This is a genomic window from Brevundimonas sp. AVps7 (assembly GCF_058681545.1).
The window spans coordinates 922,235-945,920 of the sequence record NZ_CM178742.1 but is presented as its reverse complement, the minus strand read 5'-3'; the positions used below and the strand labels follow the sequence as shown (position 1 = coordinate 945,920).

Annotated in this window: 24 protein-coding genes; 10 read left to right on the top strand and 14 right to left on the bottom strand. The window is 68.9% G+C overall.

Annotated elements, in window-relative coordinates; all coding sequences use genetic code 11:
- Positions 1-24 precede the first annotated feature (24 nt).
- Together ACW17Y_RS04725 and ACW17Y_RS04720 are read left to right on the top strand one after the other, a co-directional pair.
- The gene (locus tag ACW17Y_RS04725; RefSeq protein WP_492037623.1) at positions 25-2,565 is read left to right on the top strand and encodes a coiled-coil domain-containing protein; all 2,541 of its coding nucleotides are present in this window, start codon (positions 25-27) and stop codon (positions 2,563-2,565) included.
- A 116-nt stretch (positions 2,566-2,681) separates the two neighbouring features.
- A complete protein-coding gene (locus tag ACW17Y_RS04720) occupies positions 2,682-3,275 on the top strand; it encodes a hypothetical protein (RefSeq protein ID WP_492037622.1) in 594 nt (197 codons plus the stop codon).
- Here the strand turns inward: ACW17Y_RS04720 and ACW17Y_RS04715 are convergent.
- The gene (locus ACW17Y_RS04715) at positions 3,272-4,429 is read right to left on the bottom strand and encodes an MFS transporter (protein WP_492037621.1); all 1,158 of its coding nucleotides are present in this window, start codon (positions 4,427-4,429) and stop codon (positions 3,272-3,274) included. The two genes, ACW17Y_RS04720 and ACW17Y_RS04715, sit on opposite strands and share 4 nt — an antisense overlap.
- A gap of 49 nt (positions 4,430-4,478) precedes the next feature.
- Between ACW17Y_RS04715 and ACW17Y_RS04710 the strand changes: the two genes are divergently transcribed.
- Together ACW17Y_RS04710 and pip are read left to right on the top strand one after the other, a co-directional pair.
- Positions 4,479-4,847: a DUF423 domain-containing protein gene (locus tag ACW17Y_RS04710; protein WP_492037620.1), complete on the top strand. Its 369-nt coding sequence runs from the start codon at positions 4,479-4,481 to the stop codon at positions 4,845-4,847.
- A 28-nt stretch (positions 4,848-4,875) separates the two neighbouring features.
- The gene (pip, locus tag ACW17Y_RS04705; RefSeq protein WP_492037619.1) at positions 4,876-5,850 is read left to right on the top strand and encodes a prolyl aminopeptidase; all 975 of its coding nucleotides are present in this window, start codon (positions 4,876-4,878) and stop codon (positions 5,848-5,850) included.
- 214 nt (positions 5,851-6,064) lie between these two features.
- Here the strand turns inward: pip and rodA are convergent, their stop codons facing one another.
- The 8 genes from rodA to ACW17Y_RS04665 all read right to left on the bottom strand — a co-directional run bounded on the left by rodA (position 6,065) and on the right by ACW17Y_RS04665 (position 14,437).
- The gene (gene rodA, locus ACW17Y_RS04700) at positions 6,065-7,216 is read right to left on the bottom strand and encodes a rod shape-determining protein RodA (RefSeq protein WP_492037618.1); all 1,152 of its coding nucleotides are present in this window, start codon (positions 7,214-7,216) and stop codon (positions 6,065-6,067) included.
- Positions 7,213-9,228: a penicillin-binding protein 2 gene (mrdA, locus tag ACW17Y_RS04695; RefSeq protein WP_492037617.1), complete on the bottom strand. Its 2,016-nt coding sequence runs from the start codon at positions 9,226-9,228 to the stop codon at positions 7,213-7,215. Before mrdA ends, rodA begins: the two co-directional genes overlap by 4 nt.
- Positions 9,225-9,743 carry a hypothetical protein gene (locus ACW17Y_RS04690; RefSeq protein WP_492037616.1) on the bottom strand — a complete coding sequence of 173 codons (519 nt, stop codon included), beginning with the start codon at positions 9,741-9,743 and terminating at the stop codon, positions 9,225-9,227. The genes mrdA and ACW17Y_RS04690 overlap by 4 nt, the downstream gene beginning before the upstream one ends.
- Positions 9,740-10,741, bottom strand: coding sequence for a rod shape-determining protein MreC (gene mreC, locus ACW17Y_RS04685; RefSeq protein WP_492037615.1), 1,002 nt, complete (start codon positions 10,739-10,741; stop codon positions 9,740-9,742). The genes ACW17Y_RS04690 and mreC overlap by 4 nt, the downstream gene beginning before the upstream one ends.
- A 139-nt stretch (positions 10,742-10,880) precedes the next feature.
- On the bottom strand, positions 10,881-11,921 hold the full coding sequence (locus tag ACW17Y_RS04680) for a rod shape-determining protein (RefSeq protein WP_013269710.1): 1,041 nt from the start codon (positions 11,919-11,921) through the stop codon (positions 10,881-10,883).
- Positions 11,922-12,161: 240 nt separating this feature from the next.
- Complete coding sequence (locus ACW17Y_RS04675) at positions 12,162-12,512, bottom strand: hypothetical protein (protein WP_492037614.1); 351 nt, start codon at positions 12,510-12,512, stop codon at positions 12,162-12,164.
- Positions 12,513-12,657: 145 nt separating this feature from the next.
- Positions 12,658-13,371: a TVP38/TMEM64 family protein gene (locus ACW17Y_RS04670; protein ID WP_492037613.1), complete on the bottom strand. Its 714-nt coding sequence runs from the start codon at positions 13,369-13,371 to the stop codon at positions 12,658-12,660.
- A 4-nt stretch (positions 13,372-13,375) separates the two neighbouring features.
- Positions 13,376-14,437 carry a hypothetical protein gene (locus tag ACW17Y_RS04665; RefSeq protein WP_492037612.1) on the bottom strand — a complete coding sequence of 354 codons (1,062 nt, stop codon included), beginning with the start codon at positions 14,435-14,437 and terminating at the stop codon, positions 13,376-13,378.
- Between the two features lie 93 nt (positions 14,438-14,530).
- Here ACW17Y_RS04665 and ACW17Y_RS04660 point away from each other — a divergent pair, with 93 nt between their 5' ends.
- The gene (locus ACW17Y_RS04660) at positions 14,531-15,736 is read left to right on the top strand and encodes a pyridoxal phosphate-dependent aminotransferase (protein ID WP_492037611.1); all 1,206 of its coding nucleotides are present in this window, start codon (positions 14,531-14,533) and stop codon (positions 15,734-15,736) included.
- Here the strand turns inward: ACW17Y_RS04660 and ACW17Y_RS04655 are convergent.
- Positions 15,733-16,683, bottom strand: a complete 951-nt coding sequence (locus ACW17Y_RS04655; RefSeq protein ID WP_492038242.1) for a polyprenyl synthetase family protein — start codon at positions 16,681-16,683, stop codon at positions 15,733-15,735. The genes ACW17Y_RS04660 and ACW17Y_RS04655 overlap by 4 nt on opposite strands.
- A gap of 210 nt (positions 16,684-16,893) precedes the next feature.
- On the opposite strand from ACW17Y_RS04655, the gene ACW17Y_RS04650 reads away from it, so the two are divergent.
- The 3 genes from ACW17Y_RS04650 to ACW17Y_RS04640 all read left to right on the top strand — a co-directional run bounded on the left by ACW17Y_RS04650 (position 16,894) and on the right by ACW17Y_RS04640 (position 19,922).
- On the top strand, positions 16,894-17,646 hold the full coding sequence (locus tag ACW17Y_RS04650; protein WP_492037610.1) for a tRNA1(Val) (adenine(37)-N6)-methyltransferase: 753 nt from the start codon (positions 16,894-16,896) through the stop codon (positions 17,644-17,646).
- Positions 17,647-18,021: 375 nt separating this feature from the next.
- Complete coding sequence (locus tag ACW17Y_RS04645) at positions 18,022-19,299, top strand: metal-dependent hydrolase family protein (protein ID WP_492037609.1); 1,278 nt, start codon at positions 18,022-18,024, stop codon at positions 19,297-19,299.
- A gap of 11 nt (positions 19,300-19,310) precedes the next feature.
- Positions 19,311-19,922 (top strand): TIGR02466 family protein, encoded by a 612-nt coding sequence (locus tag ACW17Y_RS04640; RefSeq protein ID WP_492037608.1) that lies wholly within the window; start codon positions 19,311-19,313, stop codon positions 19,920-19,922.
- Between the two features lie 3 nt (positions 19,923-19,925).
- On the opposite strand, the gene ACW17Y_RS04635 is transcribed toward ACW17Y_RS04640, so the two are convergent.
- From ACW17Y_RS04635 to ACW17Y_RS04620, 4 genes are read right to left on the bottom strand one after another with little or no spacing between them, the layout of a single operon-like run.
- A complete protein-coding gene (locus tag ACW17Y_RS04635) occupies positions 19,926-20,378 on the bottom strand; it encodes a DoxX family protein (RefSeq protein WP_492037607.1) in 453 nt (150 codons plus the stop codon).
- Complete coding sequence (locus tag ACW17Y_RS04630) at positions 20,375-21,145, bottom strand: HvfC/BufC family peptide modification chaperone (RefSeq protein WP_492037606.1); 771 nt, start codon at positions 21,143-21,145, stop codon at positions 20,375-20,377. The genes ACW17Y_RS04635 and ACW17Y_RS04630 overlap by 4 nt, the downstream gene beginning before the upstream one ends.
- On the bottom strand, positions 21,138-22,007 hold the full coding sequence (bufB, locus tag ACW17Y_RS04625) for an MNIO family bufferin maturase (RefSeq protein ID WP_492037605.1): 870 nt from the start codon (positions 22,005-22,007) through the stop codon (positions 21,138-21,140). Before bufB ends, ACW17Y_RS04630 begins: the two co-directional genes overlap by 8 nt.
- A 10-nt stretch (positions 22,008-22,017) precedes the next feature.
- A complete protein-coding gene (locus tag ACW17Y_RS04620) occupies positions 22,018-22,320 on the bottom strand; it encodes a BufA1 family periplasmic bufferin-type metallophore (protein WP_492037604.1) in 303 nt (100 codons plus the stop codon).
- Positions 22,321-22,511: 191 nt separating this feature from the next.
- Between ACW17Y_RS04620 and ACW17Y_RS04615 the strand changes: the two genes are divergently transcribed.
- Positions 22,512-23,045: a sigma-70 family RNA polymerase sigma factor gene (locus ACW17Y_RS04615; protein WP_492037603.1), complete on the top strand. Its 534-nt coding sequence runs from the start codon at positions 22,512-22,514 to the stop codon at positions 23,043-23,045.
- Positions 23,035-23,670, top strand: a complete 636-nt coding sequence (locus tag ACW17Y_RS04610; protein ID WP_492037602.1) for an NrsF family protein — start codon at positions 23,035-23,037, stop codon at positions 23,668-23,670. Before ACW17Y_RS04615 ends, ACW17Y_RS04610 begins: the two co-directional genes overlap by 11 nt.
- The last annotated feature ends 16 nt before the right edge of the window (positions 23,671-23,686 follow it).

Here is a 23,686-nt window from a genome sequence, read left to right as displayed (position 1 = left end):
CAGCCCACCTGAGATCCGCGCCCCATGAAGTCCCGCTCCCGGCCGCCTTTGACCCTGTCCGACCCCGAACCGTCGCCCGCGGGCGACGCGACGGCCGGTCTCGAAGACGCCACCACCCCAGAACCCGTCGCGCAGCCCGAGAGTGCGCCGGAACGGCCGATGTCGGAGCGTCGCCGTCGCCGCCTGCTGGAACAGCAGCAAATCGCCGCCGATCTCGAACTGCCGTCGCCCGAACCCGCCCCCGTCGCGCCTGCGGTCCAGCCCGCAGAGGCCGAGCCGGCAGTGGAGCCCCTGACCTTCTCGACCAGCGCCGACGCCCCGCCCGCGACCTATGCCGCGCCGCCGGTCCCGACCGCCGAAACCACCGCCCTCCGCCCCGCGCTGGTGCAGTCCGGTCCGTCCTACCTGATCGCCGGCGTCGCCGCGGCGCTGTGGATCGCCGGCGTCGCTTCATGGGCCGCCTATGAGGTCGGCTCCGGCGCGGTCTCGTCCGATCCGCTGCGCCTGGCCATCTACGCCCTGATCGCCCTTGCACCAGCCGGTCTGGCCATCATGCTGGCCCACGCGGTCCGTCAGGGGGCGGGTCTGGCTTCCGAGACTCGCCGCGCCCGCGAGCTGGCCGAGGCCCTCGTGGCCCCGACCGCCCTCGCCGCCCAGCAGACCGGTCACGTCCTGTCGGCTCTGCGAAACGACATCGACCAGGCCGCGCTCGCCGCCGAGCGCGCCCGCAACGACATGGCTCTCTTGCGCGAGGCCCTGTCGCTGGAAACGAACCGCCTTAACGAAGCCGCCGAAGCGGCCGGTCGAACGGCGCGTCGCCTGACGGAGTCCCTCGGCCGCGAGCGCGAAGAAATGACCGCCCTCGGCGGCCGCCTTGATGGACAGGCCTCCGGCGTGCTCGATGCCGTGGAGCGTCAGTCGCGCCTGATCGTCGACGCTTCGGACCTTGCCCAGACCCAGCTTCGCGAGGCCGAGGCCGCCCTCGCCGCCCGCGCCTCCGACCTCGCAGCCGCCGCTGGAGAGGCTCAGGACGCCGCGCGCATGGCCGCCGACGACCTGGCCCGCCAGACCCTGCGGCTGGAAAACGCCGGCACAGGCGTTGCCGAACAGATCCAGTCCGTAGAAGAGGGTCTGGGCCAGCAGCGCGCCGCACTCGTCACCGCCGCCTATGCGCTGCGCACCGATCAGGAGGACTTCTCAGCTCAGGTCGAGAGCCAGCGCGCCCAGTTGACCGAACAGCTGTCGGCGGCGCGCACCGCCACCGGCGATCTCGGCGAGACCTCGGTCAAGGCGACCGAAGGCCTCCGCGACCTTGTCGAGGCCGCCACCGACCAGTTCCGGGCCCTCGTCGACCTGTCCCAGCGCGAGGCCGACAGCTTCGACGCCGCCACCAAACTGTCGCTCGACCGCTTCGAGGCTCTGGCCGCGGAGGCCCGCGATACCCTGATCGAGGAGACCCGCCGCACGCTGGCGGTGCTGAAGGCTACGGCCGAGGAAAGCCGGCAGGCTGCCGACGGGGCCGCCGGTCAGGCCCAGATCCGCGCTGACCGCCTGGGCGAGGCCCTGTTCGACGCCGCCCAGAAGGCCGACATGGCCGCCGACGCCCGTGTCGAGGGCGCCCGCCGGATCGTCGGAGAGACGGTCGAACTGGTGGACCAGGCCGGCGAGCGGGCGATCGAAAAGCTGGAAAACACCCTGTCCCGCATGACCCAGGCCCTGGCCGAGGTCGACGCCGCCATCGGAGACCTGGACGATCGCGCCTCCCGCCTGCCGGAAGAAGCCCGCGCCCGCGCCGAGGCTGTCCGCATCACGGTCGAGGAAGGCCTGGCCGCACTCGGCGCCGCGTCGCGCAAGGCCGCCGAGGACACCGAGGCGCTGGACGCCGGCTTCCAGGAACGGGTCCGCCGCAACTACGACATGCTGACCGAGGCCGTCCGCCTGATGGGCGTTGTCTCCGGCGACGGCGGCGCGCCGATCCGGAGACGCGATACCATGGCCGAACCGGCGCCCACGACCGAGCGGCGCGCGCCACCGGCCGAGACGGAACGCGGCTTCGGCCTGCGTGGACGTCTGAAGCTGGCGCCCACCGCGGGCGATCCGGGCGCTCGCCCCGCCCCGCCTGCCAAGGACCGGCTGGACTGGAGCGATCTGGTCGATGACGGTCCGGGCGAGCCGCCGCTCGATCTCGACACCCCGGTGATGCCCGCCGACGACGGCGCCCTGACCGACCGGATCACCGCCGCCATCCGCCGGATGGGCGTCGATCCGAACGCCCTTCTGCCGCGCTCCCGTGTCGAGGAGGCGGCGTCCGCCTTCGCCGGACGCGATCCCGACCGGGCCCGTCAGATCGTGCGCCGTGTGGCCCCCGCCGCTGTCCGCAGCGTCTCACGACGGGTCATGAGTGATCCGGAGTTGCGCGACGACGCCGAACGCTATGTCCGCGCCTTCGCAGGTCGCCTGAGCAATGAGGCGCGCGACGGCTCCGCAGCCGTGCTGGCGGCGTTGGCGACCGACGCGGGGCGAGCCTTCATGCTGCTCGATGCGGCGGTCGGCGATCTCGCCTGAAATACGAATCGACCGGTCGTTCAGACCGTTAGTTCGCTTTTGGCTTGACGGCATCGTCCGCTTGCGGACACCGTCAGGTCTGCTGTCATGACGTTGTCACACGCCTAGCAGGGTCCATGCTCGACACCATCGCCGAGAACCAGCCGGACCGCAGGCCTGCGATCCTCGTCTGCGTCTATGAGACGACCGATACCCTCTGGAATGCCCTCGACGGCGATGCGGACTGGACCCCGCCCGGCGCGCGTCTCCGCACCCTCGGCCCGGGGGAACCCGCCGAACTTGCCGACCGGATCACGGGCGAACTCGACCATGCCGACTGCCGCGCCGTCCTTCTCGTCGGCCGGACCCGCAAGAGCGACGGTTTCCGCGTGCAGATGCGGGCCGAGAACCGCGCGCTGACCGGCGGCAAGAAGCTGTCCCAGACCGGACCCAGCCTGGCGCGCGCGACCGCACCTGTCGCCGAGATGGTCCGCGCACTGATTGACGCCGGGTTAAGCGCCGACGCGACGTCGGACAGCGAGGAGGATGTCGGCTCCTATCTGCTCTACCGCGTACTGACGGCCCTGCAGGATGACGTCGATGCGCCGGCCGTAGGTCTGTTGCGGGGGCCCTCGACGGTGAACGAGGCGCAGCTTCGGCTCGGCATCCAGACCGCCGCGACGGCCATAGCGCGCCACCTGTCGCCCCTGCCCCGCACCCGCCCGGGCTAGACGCCGCCGACCCGGCGCAGCCGCCAGCCCAGCAACAGGCCGATCGCGGCGAGGCCGGTCATCGCCAGATAGCCCAACACCCCCACGCGATCGTACAGCGGCCCTGCCGCCAGGGTCGCCAGCCCGATCAGGATCCCGGCCGCCATCACGGAGTTCAGGGTCTGGGCCGCCGTATGGCCGCCGGGCGGGGCCAGCTTCTCGATGATCTGCAGCCCGGCCAGATAGGTCGCCGCGAACGTCAGGGCGTGAAGCGCCTGCAGCGGCCAAAGCACCCACAGCGGCGGAGCGAAGGCCAGAGCCGTCCAGCGGATCACCGCCGCCACGCCGCCCAGCATGAGGATCGTTCCGGGCCCGATCCCGCGGCGCTTTCTCCACGGCTCCACCCACCACATGAAGGCGATCTCGACCACGACAGAGACGGCCCACAACAGGCCGGTCATGGTCTCGCTGATGCCTTGCGCCTTCCAGGCGATAGCCGAGAAACCGTAGTAGAAGCCGTGTGTCGCCTGAACCGCGCCGATGGCCAGTACGGCGGTGATGAAGACCGGATCGACGGCCAGTCGCGTCAGTCCGGCGAACCGCTCCCGTCCCGCAACCTTCGGCCCTTCGGTGACCGGATCGCCGGGCAGAAGGGTGGCGGCCGTCAAGGCGACCAGGGCCCCGGCGACGGCGATCCAGACGATGACCCAGTCCGCGGATCCGCGCGTCAGAATCGCGCCCATGATCACATTGGCCGCGACGAAGGCCGCCGAGCCGCAACCCCGGGGCCAGGCGAAATCGAACCCGTGCCGCCGCGCGACCTGGAGCGACAGGACGTCGCTGAGCGGGATCAGCCCGGCCATGGCCGTCGCCGCGATGAACCACAGGAAACCCTGCAGCCAGACGCCTTCGGTCAGGCCGGCCCCCGCGTAGGCCAGACCCAGGACCAGTCCCAGGATCGCGATGGGCGAGCGCCGCCGCTGGAAACCGTCCGCCCAGACCGCGATGGCCGGGCCGGTAATCAGGCGGGCAAGCATCGGGGCCGCCAGCAGGATGCCGATCTCGGCGCCCGAGAACCCCTGGGCGCGGAACCACAAGCCCGCGAACGGCAGGCTCACGCCGTTGGCGCCGAAGAGCAACACATACTGCAGCGCCATGCGGCGTGACGGGTTCATGGCCGATCCGATAGCAGACGGCGACGGAAGCGTGGGCTACGGTCGGCAAATGACTCGGAATCGTCACCTGGCCGTGTTCGCGGCGTTCAACGGCGCGATGGCGGTGGCCATAGGGGCGTTCGCCGCCCACGGAGCGGGACCGCAGATCAAGACCCTGCTGACGACCGGCGCCTCCTACCAACTGGCTCACGCCTTGCTGGCCCTGATCTGCGCCGTCGCGCCCATCGGTCGGCTGGCGGCCGTAGCTGGATGGCTGGCCTCGGTCGGCGGTTTGGTCTTCTGCCTGGCCCTGGCGTTTCTCGGCCTGCTCAGCCTGCCCGCGCTCGGAGCCGTCGCACCCATCGGCGGCGTACTGATGATCGCCGGCTGGCTGTTGCTTGCCTTTGCCGCGTTTCGGTCACAATCCGTAAACGCCTGACCCCCTAGCTGAAAGCTCCGACCACCGAATGGCCTTTCCCGTGACCGAGACGCCCCGACGCGAGCTTTATCCCGAGCTCGAGCCCTTCGCGTCCGGATGGATGCAGACCGACAGCGCGCACGAGATCTATTACGAGGAGTGCGGCAACCCGCAGGGCAAGCCCGCGCTCGTGCTGCACGGCGGCCCCGGCGGGGCGGTGAACCCCGGCATGCGGCGCTATTTCGACCCCGCCATCTACCGCATCATCATGTTCGACCAGCGAGGCTGCGGCAAGTCGCGGCCGAACGCCTCGCTGGACGACAACACGACCTGGACGCTGATCGACGACATCGAGCGGCTGCGCGAGCGTTGCGGCATCGACAAGTGGACGGTCTTCGGCGGGTCCTGGGGGTCCACCCTGTCGATGGCTTACGCCATCACCCACCCGGAACGGGTCGACGCCCTGATCCTGCGCGGCATCTTCCTGCTGACCAGGAAGGAACTGCACTGGTTCTACCAAGACGGCGCCTCGATGATCTTCCCCGACGCCTGGGAGCGGTTCGTCGCGCCGATCCCGGAAGATGAGCGCCACGATCTGATGGGCGCCTACTACAAGCGTCTGACCGGCGACGACAAGGAAGAGCGGGAGCGTTGCGCCATCGCCTGGTCCAGCTGGGAGGGCGAGACGGTCAGCGTCGAGGGCCCGTCGGCCCGTCCAGACAAGTTCGCCGAGCCTGACTTCGCCGTCGCCTTCGCCCGCATCGAGTGCTGGTACTTCGTCAACGGCGGCTTCTTCCCCGAGGAAGGCTGGCTGCTGAAGAATGTCGGCCGGATCCGCCACATTCCGACCTGGATCGCCCAGGGACGGTTCGACGTGGTCACCCCGATCGCCAGCGCCTGGGCCCTGCACCGCGCCTTCCCGGAAGCGAAGCTGGATGTCGTCCCCGACGCCGGTCACGCCTCAACAGAGCCGGGCATCGTCGACAGCCTGGTGCGCGGCACGGACTGGGCCGCGACCCTTTAAGCGGAAGCCGCGCATAGGCGGAGGATGGCGGACAGGTCGAAGGCCGCCCGGTCCGCTGTCCGAGTCCGGACAGAAACTACCCTGACGAAACGGACGAAACGGACGAAACGCCCAAGGAGGCTGGCGAACGTTTCAAAGACCTGCACGGCATGTCGGGATCCCCGCCGCCGGGCGCAAGTCCATCTGCGGAATAAATTCTCTCAGACTGGCCGGCCTAGATCAGGCCGTGGCCCTTGGGCAGTTCGGTGTAGCGATGCACGCGCACGGCCATGACGAGGCCGAAGCCGATCATCACGGTCAGCATGACCGTGCCGCCGTAGCTCAACAGAGGCATCGGCACGCCCACGACGGGCGCCAGCCCCATGACCATGGCCCCGTTGATCAGCACGTAGAGGGCGAAGGTCGCTGTGACCCCGGCCGCCCCCATCCGGCCGAAATGGCTGTGCGACAGCGAGGCGATGCGGAAGGCGATCAGGATGATGGCCACATAGCAGAGCAGGATCGAGAACGAACCGACGAAGCCGAACTCCTCGGACACCGCGGCGAAGATGAAATCGGTCTGTTTCTCGGGCAGGAACTCCAGCTGGCTCTGACTGCCCAGGCCGTAGCCCCGACCGAGCAGGCCGCCGGATCCCAGGGCGATCTTGGACTGGACGATCTGATAGCCCTTTCCGCCCGGATCGCTCTCCGGCGACAGGAAGGTCAGCACCCGGTGGCGCTGGTAGTCGTGCATGCCGAACATGATGTAGGGCGGCGCGGCGGCGGCCACGGCGCCGAGAGCGGTCACGATGATCTTCCAGTCGAGGCCGGCCAGGAACATCATCGCCGCACCGGTCAGGCCGATCAGCATGGCCGTTCCGAGATCCGGCTGGTGCGCCACCAGCAGGAACGGCGCTGCGATGATCCCGATCGGGTAGATGAGCTTCCAGCTGAACCGCGCGTCCTTGGCGGAGGCGCCATGATAGTAGCGGGCCAGGGCCAGAACGACCCCGATCTTCATGATTTCGGACGGCTGGAAGCTGATCGGTCCGATCTCCAGCCAGCGGGTCGCGCCCATGCGGGTGTCGCCCGCCACCTCGACCGCCACCAGCAGCAGCAAGGCCACGGCATAGACCGGATAGGCGGAGGCGAACCACCAGCGCAAAGGCACCAGCGACAGGCCGAGCATCATCACCAGGCAGACGCCGAACCGGGTGACATGGTTGAAGGCCCACGGCTCCCACGAGCCGCCGGCGACGGAATACATCATCGCCCCGCCGATACCGCCGACGACGCACAACAAGGCGGCGAACCGCCAGTCGATCTGCGTCAGCTTGACCGACAGGCGGTCGCGTTCGCCCGGACGGGTCAGGGCCGAGGAAGTCATTGCGGCTCCGACAGATAGGGGCGCGGGCCGGTCGTCGGGCGCGACGACGTCGGGGCGCCGGGTGCAGGAGGCGCGATCGCAGGCTCAGGCGCAGCGCCGATCTCGCCTTCGTCGAGTTGCGGGCCGGTGGCCTCCGGCGGCGGCGGACGGGTGATCCGTTCGCGCATCTCCGGATCCTTCAGCAGGACGGTACGCATGACCTCGCGGGCGCGCGGGGCGCCGGCCGTGCCCCCGCCCCGGCCGCCGTGCTCGATGATCACGACGACGGCGTAGCGCGGCGCGTCGACCGGCGCAAAGGCGATGAACAGGTTGTGGTCCTTCTGCGACCAGATGTTCGAGCGACGGCTGCCGGACCCATAGTTCCGGGTCTGGGCCGTGCCGGTCTTGCCGGCCATCTGGATGTCGCCCAGCCCGAGCTGGGACTGGCGATAGGCGGTGCCGGAGCGGTCGTTGGCCACTGCAATCATGCCGCCCCGGACGATGTCCAGATGCTCGACGCTGAACGGCAGGTCGGGGACCTCGGCGCCCGAGGGCCGATCGACGCCGCCGACCGACTTGATCAGACGGGGCTGGATGGCCTTGCGGCCATTGGCCAAGCGGGACGTATAGACCGCCAGCTGCAGGGCGTTGACGGTGACGGCGCCCTGGCCGATGGCGACCGAGGTCGTCTCGCCGGGGTGCCAAACGGGGTCGCGCGGGAAGGTCCGGCGCTTCCACTCCGTGGACGGCAGCATGCCCTTGCGCTGGTTGTCCACGCCGATATCGAACTCGTGCTCGAAGCCCAGCTTCATCGCGGTGTCGCGGATCAGGTCGACGCCCGCGCGATTACACATCGTGTAGAAATAGATGTCGCAGGAGTTCTTGATCGCGTTGTGCATGTCCTGGGAGCCATGACGGCCCCAGCAACGCTGGCCGGTGCGGAAGACACCGCCGCAGTTCACGCGATCTGCCGGATTCACCCCGGCCGCCAGCAGGGCGAGAGCCGTCGCCGGCTTGAAGGTCGAGCCCGGCGGGAAGGTGCCGTTGATCGTCTTGTCCAGCAGGGGCTTGCGCTCATAGTCGGCGAGCGCGCGATAGGTCCGCGTCGGCACGCCGGATACGAACAGGTTGGGATCGAACGACGGCGCCGACATCATGCACAGGATGTCGCCGTTGCGGACGTCCATGACCACGCAGGCCCCGGACTCGTCGCCGAACACCTCGAGCGCGCGATTCTGGACGTCGGCGTCCAGCGTCAGGACGACGTCCTTGCCCGGCACCGCAGGACGCGAACCCCCGACATCTTCGGCCACGACCCGGCCCCGCGCATCGACCTCGACCCGGTTGCCGCCGGCCTCGCCGCGCAGATCGGTGTCCAGCGCCTTCTCCACGCCCGACCGCCCGATGCGGAAACCGGGGTTGAACAGGATCTGGGGCGGTTCCTCGCCCCGGTCGCGAATCGCCTTGATGTCGCGGTCCGACACCTTGGCGACATAGCCGATCACGTGGGCAAAGGCGCCGGTGTAGGGATAGAAGCGCGCCTCGTTCATGTCCGCCATGACGCCCGGAAGTTCGGGGGCGTAGAGATTGACCTTGGCGAACTCCTCCCAGGTCAGGTCGCTCTTGACCGGTACGGGACTGAACCGCGGGGCAGCGTTGACGTCGCGGATGATGGCCCGGCGGCGATCAAGGGTGTCCGGCAGCAGGCGGCCCAGCAGGTCCAGGGTCTGGTCCAGGTCCTTGGTCTCGTCGCGGACGACCAGCACGCGGAAACTGGGTCGGTTGCCGGCGATGGTGACGCCGTTGCGGTCCAGGATGCGGCCGCGCGGCGGGGGCACCAGGCGGAAGTTGAACTGGTTCTGGCTCGCGAGGGTCGAATATTCCTGCGCCTGAACGACCTGCAGCTGGGCAAGGCGGACGGTCAGGGCCGTCACGCCCAGGGCCGTCAGACCGCCGACCACGAAGGTGCGGCGCAGGAACGAGCCCTGCCGCTCGTTGACGTCGGAGAAGAAGATGGAAGGTTCGCCGCTCATCTGAACCGCACGTCGCCATCGTCGAACCGCTGGATCATCCAGTCGGCCGCAGGGAAAAGAAGCAGGGTCGGGACGACCTGTCCCAACAGGGACAGCAGGCTGGGCGCCCGGCCCGCATCCAGTGTGACCACCAGATACGCCACGATAAAGGCGGCCAGGACGCAGAGCGCATACCAGACGAACAGGATCTGGGTCTCCTGCCCGGCCAGCAGGTTCCGCGAGGCGAGGACGACGCCGTAGACGCTCAGCAGGCACAGGGGCCACAGGCCCAGGGTCCCGCCCCAGAACATGTCGAGGAACAGGCCGAGGCCGAACAGCACAGCGGGCGCAACCATCGACGGGCGGATCAGCGGCCAGGCGAAGGCCAGGATCAGCGGCAGGACCGGCTCGGGCAGCTTCAGGCCGAACAGTTCGACCGGCGTGGCCAGAAAGACGGTCAGGGCGATGGCGACGAGCGCGGGGTAGAGGACCCACTGGGTCGGCCCGACCACCCGCATGGCGACGGCTCGTCTCACTCGGCGGGCCCTGGCTGGGCGGGAGCGGCTGCAGCCGCGGCGCGGTCACGACGGGCGGCGGCGTCGCCGATAGCGGCGGCGGCCTCGGCGGTCGGGGCCGGCGCCGCGCCCAGACCGGCCAGCGGCGGGGCGTTCAGAGCATCCGGAGTGACCAGCTGGCCGAAGTCCTGGAACAGCATGACGCGGACGTAGTCGATGGCGCCCCGGTCGCTGAACAGCTTGACCCGCCACGAGCCGTCGATACCGCGCGCAGCGACGCCGATGGGCAGGCCGCGCGGGAAGCCGCCGCCGTCGCCGGAGCTCAGGATACGGTCGCCAGCCTGGACCGAATCCTGGCCGCGCACGAACTCCAGACGCGGATTGCCCGAGCCGTCGCCGGTCAGCATGGCGCGGGCGTCGGTGCGATCGATCAAGACCGGCGTGCGCGAGGCCACGTCAGTCAGCAGCAGCATGCGGCTGACCCCGCCTGTCGCGCCGACGACGCGGCCGACCAGGCCGTCCTCGTTGATCACCGGATTGCCGATGCGCACGCCCTTCGACGTGCCGGCGTCCAGCAGGCGGGCGTTGATGAAGGGACCGCGCGACTCCGAGATCGAGCGCGCCGTCGCCATGGCCACGGGCGGCTCGGTCCGCAGGCCCAGCATGGCTTCATAGCGGCCGTTGACGTTCTTCAGGGCGATGGCCTGGTCGCGCCAGGGCCGCAGCTCTTCCAGCTCGGCGCGCAGGCGGCGGTTCTCCGACACGGCGAAGAAATAGCCCTTCACATAGTCGGTCGCGTTGCCGGCCCAGCGGACGGGCCAGGCCAGGATGCCGTTCACCGGGCCGGCGCCGGCGTCGAAGCCCGCACGGACAGGGCCATAGCTGTCGCCCTCCGCGTCATGACGGCGGTCGGCCAGGATCATGACGATCGAAGCGATGATGGCGACCACGGTCACGACCGCGGCGGTCCACGCCAGCGGCACTTTCAGCGACTCGAACGGTCCGTCGCGAAACGCCACGGCCTAGCCTTCCAATAGAGGTCAGAATCGACGGGACGCCACCCGCCGCTGTGTGCAGCCTATCGCAAAAACCGGGCCAGTTTGAAACCGGCGATTACGCCGGACTCACAAGGATTTGCGGCAACGCTCGACGTTCAGCCTAAAGGGCCGAGTCGAGCACGCCCTTCATCCACCGCGGATGCTCCAGAACGCGGCCGCAACCGATCGCCACGCAGGACAGCGGATCGTCGGCCACCGAGACCGGCAGACCGGTGTGGTCGCGGATTTCGGCGTCCAGGCCGCGCAGCAGCGCGCCGCCGCCCGTCAGCATGATGCCCTTGTCGGCGATGTCGGCGGCCAGTTCCGGAGGCGTGGCTTCCAAGGCGACCTTCACGGCGTCGATAATCTGCGACACGGGTTCAGCGAGGGCCTCGGCCGCCTGACGCTCCGAGATACGAACCTCGCGGGGCACGCCCTGCATCAGGTCGCGTCCCTTGACCTCGATCGACAGGCCTTCGCCGTCGGCCGGGATGCGGGCGGTGCCGATGTCCTTCTTGATGCGCTCGGCGGTGGTCTCGCCGATCAGAAGGTTATGGTTGCGGCGCATGTAGCTGATGATGGAGTCGTCCATCTTGTCGCCGCCGACGCGGACCGAACGCGAATAGACGATGCCCGACAGCGACAGCACGGCCACTTCGGTGGTGCCGCCGCCGATGTCCACGACCATGGAGCCGGTCGGCTCGTGGATCGGCAGGCCGGCGCCGATCGCGGCGGCCATCGGCTCGTCGATCAGACCGACGCGGCGGGCCGAGGCGTTCAGGCAGGAATCGTTGATGGCGCGCCGCTCGACCGCCGTGGCGCCCGACGGCACGCAGACGATGATCTTGGGGTTCACGAAGCCCTTGCGGTTATGAACCTTGCGGATGAAGTGCTTGATCATCTCCTCGGCGACTTCGAAGTCGGCGATGACCCCGTCGCGCATCGGACGAATGGCTTCCATGTGACCCGGGGTGCGACCCAGCATCTGCTTGGCTTCGATGCCCACGGCGTGGACGATCTTCCGTCCACCGACGTTGCGCAGCGCGACCACGGACGGTTCGTTCAGAACGATGCCCTTGCCCTTCATGTAGATGAGGGTGTTGGCGGTCCCGAGGTCCATCGCGATATCGTTCGAGATGGCGCCGAAGAGGGAGAAGCTCATGGGGGTCGAATACCGTTCGGTTGGGGCCTTCAAGGCGCTGCAGTTCGACCGGTTCCGGCGACGCCCCATCCGGCGCGTATCCCCACACGCCACGGATTTCCTGATCGTCCTCGCCTGACCGGCCGTGGCCCGTTTGCCCGCATGGGCAGGCGAATACAAGCCCCGATACTGTCCGAACGCGCGCTTCCGATCACGACCAAGTGACGGTCCAGCCTGGGTTTCAGCCCGACCGCCGGTCGATCACACGATGGCGACCTGGAAGACGACCCTGCAGGTCTCCAGTATCTCGCCGAGTTGGTCCCCGGTGGCCCGCTCCAGCATGTCCCGGGCGTACCCTTCCTGCACGGCGCGCTGCTCATCGTCGTAGCCCTGACTGAGCTGTTTGCGATCGGCCTCTTCGCCCGCGAGCGCCTCCAGCCGGGTCAGGGCGTTCCAGATCGCGTGCTCGTCGGTCGTCTGGGGGGTGGTGTCGCCGAAGTGGGTTTCGCGCCCCAACCGGGCCATCTCGGAACAGGCCCACGCCTCGCTGAACAGGAGGTCCGACGGTTGCTGGGTCTGAAGCGCTGCGGCGAGAAACAGGGCGGCGATCATCCTGGCGCTCCAATTCGATGGACGTTCAACGTAACACGGGTCTCTGGGTTGTTGCTTGTGAAGATCGGCCGTGCGCAGACGATCGAGCCACCGCTCGACTGCGCCCTCGATCACCCCGGGTCATCGTCAATATAGATGAAGAGCTTCAGTCTCCCGGCGCCGTCTCGCGCCGTTTCACGATCTCGCGGACCCCCAGCATCAGGCCGACGAAGACCACCGCCACGGCCGCGAGGATCAGCGAGGTCCAGACTCCGTCGCCGCTGACCGCTGCCACCACCGCACCTCCGAAGAAGGCCACCAGCGCGGTCTTGGGCAGAACGCCGAGGGCGCATCCCGCCAGGAAGGCCGGAAACGACGCACGCGTCGCGCCGAAGGCCATGTTGACGACGATGAAGGGCGCCGACGGCACGTTCCGGATCATGAAGCTGGCGTAGAAGGCGTTCTTGCCGACGAAACGCTTCAACCGGTCCAGGGTCTTTCCGCCGAACCGGTCCAGCATTCGCGCCGTCGGTCCCCGACCCAGCCAGTAGGTCACCCCGGCCGACGCCACAGTCGCCGCCCAGCTGTAGAAGAAACCCAGGGACGGCCCGAAGGCCACGACGCAGGCGGCGATCAGGATGAACTGCGGTGCCCCGATAAAGGCCGCGATCACGAACAAGGCCACGGTCGCGGCGAAGGCCCACGGACTGCCGCGATAGCCTTGCAGCCACCCCTCAAGGTTCTCCTCGGCCGCCAGCCCGAACTGGCTCTTGCCCAGCGCCAGCAGGCCCAGGGTCGCACCGAGCAACAGCGCCGCCGCCAACGCCGTGCGCCAGCGCCGGCCTTCCATGTTCAGGATGAAGTCGAGGATGTTCTTCATGGCGTCAAGGCACCGGAGCGAACGGGCCGACCGCCCACTCCGAGACCATCCAGTCGGACAGGTTGGGATCCCAGACCCAGGTCTGCACATAGTCGGCGCGCATGCGGGTCGCCTGATCTCCCTCGCCGACGCCGTACTCGGCGACGCCCGTGACCCGCACCTGTTTCGACGTCAGCCCTTCATAGGCGCCGGGACGGAACTTCAGCGACGGCTGCTCCCTCAGGCGCGCCACGATGAACTCGGCGACGAGGTTGTTGCGGCCTCGATTCGTAGAGACGATTTCGCCGTTCCAGTCCAGCCTGGGCGAGCCGTTCGTCCCCAGCCAGGCTCGCCAGTTCCCGCCCTCCAGAGGGTCCACCCCATACCGGGGCCCGCCGTTGCTCTTGGTGTCGTACACTTGGCCGGCCGCGACCCGGTCGCCCCGCAGCAGCAGGCAGGTCCCGAGGGTGGTGATCGCGTTGCGCTGCAGGTTTTCGCTCAGCGCCTGACAATGCGGCTGAGCCTTCAACGCCTGTTCGGCGATGAAAAAAGCGAACCGGGTAGCCAAGGCGCCGTTGCAGGCGCTCTCGAAACGTCGCCGAACCGGCTGTGTCTCCCAGTGAGATACGGGGCTGTTGGTCATCTCGACCGCGAGGTTCCAGGCGTGCAGGCAGATCGCCGGGGGCGGCGGGGGCGTTCCGGGCGCCTGCTCGGGTTCCGGCTCGACCAGCTGGCGATCGGCGAACCGGCTTTCCGCGACGACTTCCGCCCAGACGGCCGCGCTGACCGGAGCCTCCAGCCGGGTTCCCTCAAAGCCATAGACGACCGAGACCGGACCGCCCCCCGGCCGGCGCTCGAACGTCAGGGCCGGCATGTCACGGCCGTAACCATCCACGAAGAAGGCGCGATAGGCTTCCACACCGGCCGCAGCCTCATCTTCGGCCGACGCCATTCCCAGGCGCTGAAGAAGGTCGGCCCGCGCGCTTGCGGCGCAGACGTCTCGACCGTTGTCGTCCATGCAGGTCCGGTCCCAAGCGGGCGCCGCCTGACCGCCGATCGCGGCGGCTCCCAACAGAGCGATCAGCATGACGCAACTCCACACATGATTTTACCGACGGCTCCATTTGCACGCGTGGCGGCCCGCCCGTAAACAGCACGCCTCCCCGAACGAGACTCGCCCATGTCAGACCTGCAATCCGCCGCCCTCGCCCGTGTCCAGCCGTCCGCCACCCTCGCGGTCACCGCCAAGGCCCGTGAACTCAAGCGCGCCGGTCGCGATGTCATCAGTCTGGGCGCCGGGGAACCGGACTTCGACACCCCCGACAACATCAAGGCCGCCGCCATCGCCGCCATCCAGCGCGGCGAGACGAAATACACCGACGTCGACGGGACGCCCGAGCTGAAGGCGGCCATCGTCGCGAAGTTCGCCCGGGAGAACGGCCTGACCTATACGGCGGCGCAGATCCACGTCGCCTCGGGCGGCAAGCCGGTGATCTACAACGCCTTCGTCGCGACGCTGAATCCCGGCGACGAGGTGATCGTGCCGGCGCCCTACTGGGTCTCCTATCCGGACATGGTCCTGCTGGCCGGCGGCGAGCCCGTCTTCGTCACGGGCGAGGAATCGGACGGCTTCAAGCTGCGCCCCGAGGTTCTGGAAGCCGCGATCACCCCCCGCAGCAAATGGCTGATCCTCAACTCGCCGTCCAATCCGACCGGCGCCGCCTACACCAGGGCCGAGCTGGTGGCGCTGGCCGAGGTGCTGCGTCGCCATCCCCACGTCTGGGTCCTGACCGACGACATGTACGAGCACCTGACCTACGGCAAGTTCGAATACACGACGATCGCACAGGTCGCGCCAGACCTCTACGACCGCACCCTGACGGTTAACGGCGTGTCCAAGGCCTATGCGATGACCGGCTGGCGCATCGGCTATGCGGGCGGTCCCAAGGCCCTGATCGACTTGATGCGCAAAGTCGCCAGCCAGACGACGTCGAACCCCTCGTCCATCAGCCAGGCCGCCGCCGTCGAGGCCCTGAACGGACCGCAGGACTTCATTGCCGAGCGCGGCAAGGCGTTCGAGCGCCGTCGCGACCTGGTCGTGTCGATGCTGAACCAGGCGACGGGCATCCGCTGTCCGAACCCGGAGGGCGCCTTCTATGTCTATCCGTCGATCGAGGGGCTGATCGGCAAGACGACCGAAGGCGGCGTGGTCATCGATACGGACGAGACCTTCGCCTCCGCCCTGCTGGAGGCCGAGGGCGTGGCCGTGGTGCACGGGGCGGCCTTCGGCCTGAGCCCCTATTTCCGGATCAGCTACGCGACGTCAGAAAGTGTGCTGGAAGACGCCTGCAGCCGCATCCAGAGGTTCGCCGCCTCGCTGCGCTAAGCCGCGCGGCTGACGGCGAAGTCCGCAAGGCCTTCCAGCGCATCGCGCCATGGGCTGGCGGGCAGGACGGCGAGCGCCGCCTTGGCCGCGTCGGCGTATTCGTCGGCGGCGTCCAGCGTCGAGGCCAGGGCGCCCGTGCCGATGATCAGTTCGCGGGCGCGGCGGAAGTCGTCTTCTGTCCGCTCGCCCTTGTTGATGGTGCGTTCCCAGAAGGCGTCCTCGCGGCCACGCGTGCGGGCCACGGCCAGCAGCAGCGGCAGGGTCGCCTTGCCTTCGCGGAAGTCGTCGCCAGCGTTCTTGCCCAGGGCTTCGGACGAACCGCCGTAGTCGAGAGCGTCATCGGCCAGCTGGAAGGCCAGGCCCAGGTTCAGGCCGAAGGATCGCACGGCCGAGGTCGTCTTCTCGTCCGCGCCGATGCCGACCGCGCCAGATTCGGCGGCGGCGGCGAACAGCTCGGCCGTCTTGGCCGAGATGATCCGCAGATAGGTTTCCTGATCCAGGTTCAGGTCGTGGGCGCGGGTCAGTTGCAGCACCTCGCCCTGGGCGATCACGCTCGAGGCCGAAGCCAGGATGCCGAGCGCGCGCAGCTGGCCGGTCTCGACCATCAGTTCGAAGGCGCGGGCGAACAGGAAGTCGCCGACCAGGACGCTGGTGGCCGAACCCCAGATCAGATGGGCCGCGACCTTGCCGCGGCGCCGCTCAGACCCGTCCACGACATCGTCGTGCAGCAGGGTGGCGGTGTGGATGAACTCGACCGAGGCCGCCAGCTTGACCGGATTGGCCAGATCGACGTCGGGCGAGGCGGCTGTGGCGGCGCGGGCGGCGGCAATGGTCAGCAGCGGACGCAGCCGTTTGCCGCCGGCCGCGATGATGTGTTCGGCCAACAGGGGAATGACCGGCACAGGCGACTGCATGCGGTCGACGATCAACGCATCGACAGCCGCCATATCGACCTTGGCCAGGGCGACCAGGGCCTCCACGTCGCCCTGGGCCCTTGGGGCCTTGGCGCGGGGAGCGGTCAAAGTGACGGCATCCAACGGAAAACTCTCTCAAAAACCGCGATGCGCGGGGGAGAACGCATCGCACGGGCGTCGCGGCGGCTTGCGGCGTCGCGCTCGGGCGGACAATGGTGACCGCGCCATGAAGGGTCAAGCCACGTGACCGTCGCATCCTCCTCGCCGCCCGGGACGAACGCGCTCCTCGGCGGCCGAGTTCGTCTCATTCAGCCCCTGGACGGCTATCGCGCGGGCATGGACGCCGCCCTGCTGGCCGGCGCCGTGCCGGCAAAGCCGGGCGAGCGGGTGCTGGAGGCGGGGTGCGGCGTCGGTGGCGTCCTGACCCAGATCGCGGCGCGCCGGCCGGGCGTTTCACTGACGGGCGTGGAGCGTGATGTGGTTGCCGCCGGACTGGCGGTCGAGAACGCGGCGCTGAACGGGATTTCGGGCCGGATGGAGGCGATCAATGCCGACATCGCCGCAGGTTTCACCGCGCTGGATCGACCCCGCTTCGACTGGGCAATCTCCAATCCGCCGTTCTTCGACGACGAGACGGCGTTGCGGGCGCCGGCGCCGGCCAAACGCGGGGCCTGGATCGCTGACGACGGTCTTGCCGTATGGACCCGATTCCTGACCGACGGGGTGCGCGACGGGGGACGGATCGTGGTCATCCACCGGGCGGACCGGCTGGCGGACCTGTTGGCGCTGCTGGGCGAACGCTGCGGCTCATTCGCCATTCGGCAGGTCCAGCCCTACGCCGATCAAGCGGCCAAGCGGGTGCTGGTTCATGCCATCCGGTCGGGCAAGGCGCCCCTGCGGCTTCTACCGGCGCTGGTGCTGCATGACCGGTCGGAGGCCAAGCATGCGCCGGAGGCTGAGGCGATTCTGAGGGGCGAAGCGGCGCTGGACTGGTGAGGACGAGTCCAATGAGTCCAGAGAGTCCAGTTCGTTGAGAGCATGGAGGAATTCGTTGGACTCTGAGTCCAGCCTGTCCAGGTGAGTCCAGCATGTGATCTGCTTTCCATCAGGCTGCGAAGACGTCTCCAGCCTGGATGGCATGCGGCCGCGTCAGTTCCGGACGCATGGCAGGCGCACACCCCTCTTTCGTCATCCTCCGGCGAGCGCAGCGACACCGGGGGACCCAGCAGCGCCGAAGGCGATCTGTTCACGCACGCTAGCCCCCACCTGCGTGTGCGGCAGGTTCCCGCTCTCGCGCGCCGCTGGGTCCCCCGGTCTGCGCCGCGAAGGCGCGGCTTGCCGGAGGATGACGAAAGACAGAAGGTCTCGCCCATGCGCCTTATCCTGATCCTTGCCGCCATTTTGTTCGCCCTGCCCGTTCAGGCGCAGGAGCCTGCCGTTCAGGCGCTGTTGCTCCGTCCAGACCGGGTCTTCGACGGCGTCGATGCCCGGCCGCACATGGGCTGGACAGTGCTGGTGCGCGGAAACCGGATCGAGGCGGTCGGTCCCGATATTCAGGCCCCCGCCGACGCCCGCATCATCGACCTGCCCGGCCAGACCCTGATGCCGGGCATGATCGAGGGGCATTCGCACCTGTTCCTGCATCCCTACAACGAGACGAGCTGGGACGATCAGGTGCTGCACGAGCCGCTGGCCCTGCGCACCGCCCGCGCCGTCAACCATGCCCGCGCCACACTGTTGGCGGGCTTCACCACCGTGCGCGATCTCGGCACCGAGGGGGCCGGATACGCCGACGCCGGGCTGCGGCGCGCGATCAGCGAGGGCATCGTCCCGGGGCCGCGCATGTTGATCGCCAGCCGCGCCATCGTCGCCACCGGCGCCTACGGCCCGAAAGGCTTCGAGCCCGGCATTGAGGTGCCGCTGGGCGCCGAGGAGGCCGACGGCGACGACCTGGTCCGGGTGGTCCGCAGTCAGATCGGGGCGGGCGCCGATCTGGTGAAACTCTATGCCGACTACCGCTGGGGTCCCGGCGAACCGAGCCGTCCGACCTTCTCACAGGCCGAACTGACCGAGGCGGTTGAGGCCGCCCACTCCGCCGGGCGTCAGGTCGCCATCCACGCCGGCACGGTCGAAGGGATGCGCCGTTCGATCCTGGCCGGTGCGGACACGCTGGAGCACGGCGACGCGGGCACGCCGGAGATCTTCCGCCTGATGGCCGAGCACGGGACGGCGCTGTGTCCGACCTTGGCCGCCACCGACCAGATCACCCGCTATCGCGGCTGGAACGGCGCCGAGCCCGCGCCGCAGAACGTCCTGACCAAGCGGGCCGCCTTCGCCGCCGCACGCGCGGCCGGGGTCGAAATCTGCATGGGCGGCGACGTCGGGGTCTATGCCCACGGCAATAACGCGCTGGAGATGGAGCTGATGGTCAATCAGGGCATGCCCGCCGCCGAGGTTCTGATCGCCGCCACCTCGGGCAATGCCGCCATCTTCGGTATGACCGACCGGGGCGTTGTCCGGGCGGGTCTGCTGGCTGACCTCGTCGCGGTCCAGGGCGATCCGACGACCGACATCTCGGCCGTTCGCGCCGTGCGCCTGGTGATCAAGGACGGCCAGATCACGCGCGACGAGACGACCGCAGCGCGCTAGAGGCCTGCCCCATGTCCCTGCGCCCCCTCTTCGTCACCCAGGTCTATGAGGCCTCACTCGCCGCCGTGCCCGGCTTCGACGGCTTCAACGCCGAGCTCGCCGACGCCTGTCGCATGCTGGCGGTGGAGGACGGCGCCGGTCGCGCCTGGTGCAAGTCGCACGGCTATCGCGGCTACACCTCCTATGGCTCGCTGAACGACCTGCCCCACCGGTTGCCGGAGTTCGCCGAGCTCAAGAAGCATCTGGACCGCCACGCCCTGGCCTATGCCCGCGCCCTGAACTTCGACCTGGCGAGGAAGCCCCGGCTGGACACGATGTGGGTGAATATCCTCAAGCCCGGCGGCGCCCACTCGGGCCACATCCACCCGCACGCCTTCCTCAGCGGCACCGTCTATGTCGACGTCCCGGACGGCGCTTCGGCTCTGAAGCTGGAAGATCCCCGCCTGCCCATGATGATGGCGCGGCCCTCCGTCGATCCGGACGCGTCCGAGGCGGAACAGCCCTTCGTCTACCTGGCCCCGAAGGCCGGCACGGTGCTGATGTGGGAAAGCTGGCTGCGCCACGAGGTGCCGATGAACGCCGCCAAGGCTGATCGCATCTCGATCAGCTTCAACTACGCCTGAAGATCAGGGCAGCTTCAGCAACGCGTCCAGACTGAACCGGCCGGCCCCGAAACGGATCAGGTACAGCAGCAGAGCCGCCCACAGCAGATGGGTGGGCCAGCCCAGAGGATAGACGAACACCTCGATCACGATCGTCATGCCCAGAAGCGCCAGGGCCGACAGGCGGGTGGCCAGGCCCAGCACGATCAGGATCGGGAACAGGTGTTCGGACCAGGTCGCCAGATGGGCCGCGATGTCGCTGGGGATCAGGGGGACCCGATACTCCTCGGCGAACAGGTAGTAGGTCCCGTCGGTGATGGTCAGCAGGCCCTCGACCTTGGTCCGGCCGGACAGGAAGAAGACCGCCGCGATGGCCACGCGGACAATGACGCTGAGGGCATCGATCGGCAGGAGCCGCTCGATCCAGTCCACGACGGGCTGGAAGCGCGACGCGCGGGTCAGGATCATGTCGGTCATCGGCTTGGCTCCATATCGATGGCGGTAAAGACGCCGGCGCCCAGAAGGCCGGCGAAAAGAGTGGGCAGGACGGTGGCGGGGTCGACGCGGAAGGCGGCGGACGCGGCCTGTCCGAGCGACTGTCCGCGCCGGCAGGCGTCGAGGAAGGCCCATTCGGCGCGTGTCAGGCGGCGCGAGGTCACTTCCATGCGGGGGCGCATGATGATCAGGCCCTCGGGTTTTTCGTCCCAGATGACGGTCTGTCCCGGCTCGGCGTCCGGGCGGTTGGCCAGCCAGATCGACGGCACCGTCCAGTCGAACCAGAACAGACGGGCCGATGGATGCAGTCTCGCCGTTGCGCCGAACAGCCGGGCGGGCGGCTGGCCGGTCACGTCGGCCGCGACCACCAGCGGGGCGTCGATCGCGCGATGCGCCTCGCTCCAGGCCGCGTCGAGGCGGGCGGCGGGCGCCAGGTAACTGAACCCGGCGGCAGGCGGGAACCGCTCCAGCCAGTCGGGGAACCCCGCGCCGAACGCGTCCATGACGGGCGATTCGGGCGGCTGATCTCCGCCGAAGATCAGGGCGGCGTCGCGGAACCAGTCGCGACCGACCAGCCGCTCGACCGTGGGATACAGCGCTGCGAGGGCGTCGGCGCGGGCCTTGGCCGTGGTGTTGCGATAGACCCAGAGACCCGCCTGGGGTCGCTCGCCTGTCGCCAGCCAGGGATCGAGCGCCACGGGATCGCCGCCCAATGCGGCCTCGAACGCGTCCATGAAGGGCTCACGCACGGCGCGCCTCCGGGATCTGGCGCAGGATGGCGTCGGCGATGCCCCGCTCGGCCATCAGAACGTCGAAGTCGGGCAGGTTCTCGTCCCGCTCGATCAGGGTCGGACGCGGGCCGATTTGGGCGATGGTCCTTTCGTACAGGGACCAGACGGCTGCCGAGACCGGCGCGCCGTGGGTGTCGATCAGAAGGTCCTCGCCCCATCGGTCGTCTGGCGCATGGCCGGCCAGATGGATCTCGCCGATCGCGTCCGCCGGCAGGGCGTCAAGGTAGGCGACGGCGCTCTGCTTCAGATTGCTGGCGCTGACGAAGACGTTGTTGATGTCCAGCAGCAGGCCGCATCCGGTGCGGGCGACCATGGCGGACAGGAACTCGGGTTCGCTCATCTCGTGGCCTCTGAGGTCCAGGTAAAGGGAGGGGTTCTCGATCAGCAGCGGGCGACCCAGGGCGTCCTGTGCGGCCGAGACGTTCTCGCAGACCCGGTCGAGCAGACGCCGTGTGCGCGGAAAGGGCAGCAGGTCCGGGTGGTAGGCGTCGCCCCGCACCGACCAGGCCAGATGCTCGGACATGACGAAGGGCTCGTAGCGGTCGGCCAGGGCCTTCAGCCGGCCGAGATGGTCGCGGTCGGGGGGCTGGTCCGCGGCCAACGACAGGCCGACGCCGTGCAGGGACAGCGGCTTGTCGCGGCGCACGGCCTCCAGCCAGGCCAATCGCGGTCCGCCGTCCACCATATAGTTCTCGGGGTGGACCTCGAACCACAGACCGGCCGCCGGGCAGGCCAGCGCCTGCTCATAGTGCCGGGCCTTGAGGCCCAGGCCGGCGGTGGGCCCCTGGGGGGACGGCCCGGCGGTCGATCTGTCGTTCATCGGGGCTGAATCAGCGGTTGGCGATAGCGGTCAGCGAACCGTTGCCGCGCGGCGTGCGGATCGAGGTGCAGGTGCCGGCCGCGACGTTCTTCCAGGCATTGCCCTGATAATCGCGGACGGAGGTGCCGGCGCAGGTCGTGCCGGGGCCGGCGGCGCAGTCGTTCTTGCCGGCCAGGGCGACGCCGTAGCATTTCTCCATGCCGGCCTGATTGCCGTGGGTGGAGCGGTCCTGGCTGGCGGCCTGGGCCAGGCCGGCGCCGGCGGTAAGGGCGGCGGCGGTTGCGGCGGCGATCGCGAGATGAGTGCGGTTCATGGTCGTCTCCTGATTTGGACCGGCCACAGCGACCGGTTGCTCAGGAGTTCGTGACCAGCGTCGCCGGCGTTACAGAAAACGCGGGGTGAATATTTTCACCTCGGGACGTCGAGGATGTGTAACCGTACCGCCCAGGTCGACGTAACACGGGCAGACGCGTGACAGATCGTGAAGCCCATTTTCGAGCCTTGATGCTCCGTGGCCTGGAGGGCGACGCGCCGGCCTGGCGCGTTCTGCTGTCCGAACTGGGCGCGCATCTCCGTCCCTTTTTCACCCGGCGCCTGTTCGACGGCGGCGTCGACGCCGAGGATCTCGTGCAGGAAACCCTGATCGTCATTCACGCCAAACGCGCCACCTGGGACGCGAACCAGTCGTTCACCGGCTGGGCCTATGCGATCGCGCGGCACAAGCTCATCGATCATCTGCGTCGTCAGGGCCGTCGCCCGACCCACCCGATCGAGGAGGCCTCCGACCTGTTCGCCGAACACACGGTCGAGGACGGCGCGACACGGGCGGACCTCGGCCGATGCCTGTCATTGCTGCCCCTGCGCCAGCGGAGGTTGATCGAGGACGTGCGGCTGCGGGGCCTTTCGGTCGCGGAGGCGGGGCAGCGTCACGGCTATTCCGAAACCGCCGCCAAGGTCAGTATTCATCGCAGCCTGAAGACACTGTCGGCGAAATTCGCTCCCGTCACCGATCGGGAGGGTGTGCGCGATGAAGACTGATGACCTGATCGACGCCCTGTCCGCCGACCTGCCGCCCGCGCGTCAGCCGGATCGACGCCTGCTGCTGTGGATGATCCCGGCCGCCCTGGTCGTGCTGATCACCGTCGGCCTGTGGCTGGGCTATCGCGAGGACCTGATGGCGGCGATGCGGGGGCCGGTCTTCTGGGCCAAGGCCGCCTATGCGATCGCCATGTCGGTGGGCGGCTTCTGGCTGCTGGACCGGCTGGGGCGCCCCGGAGCGTCTCCGCGCGCGCCGTTGATCCTTCTGGCGGCGATCCTGGTTCTGGTCATCGGCATGGCCCTCTACGAACTCGCCGTCATGCCCATGCCCGAGCGAATGCCTGCGGTCATGGGTGACAGCGCCCAGGTCTGCGCGCCCAATATCGCCCTGCTCAGCCTGCTGGCCGCACCCTTCGTCTTCTGGGCCGCGCGCGCCTTCGCCCCGACCCGGCCGATGTTGGCGGGCGCTGCCGCGGGCCTCCTGACCGGAGGCCTGGCTACGACCCTCTACGGCCTGCATTGCCCCGAGCATGCGGCCGCCTTCGTGGCGGTCTGGTATACGATCGGAATGGCCGTCGCCGTGGCCGGCGGGGCGCTGATCGGGCGGCTCGCCTTCCGTTGGTGAGGGCCTAGCCGCGGGT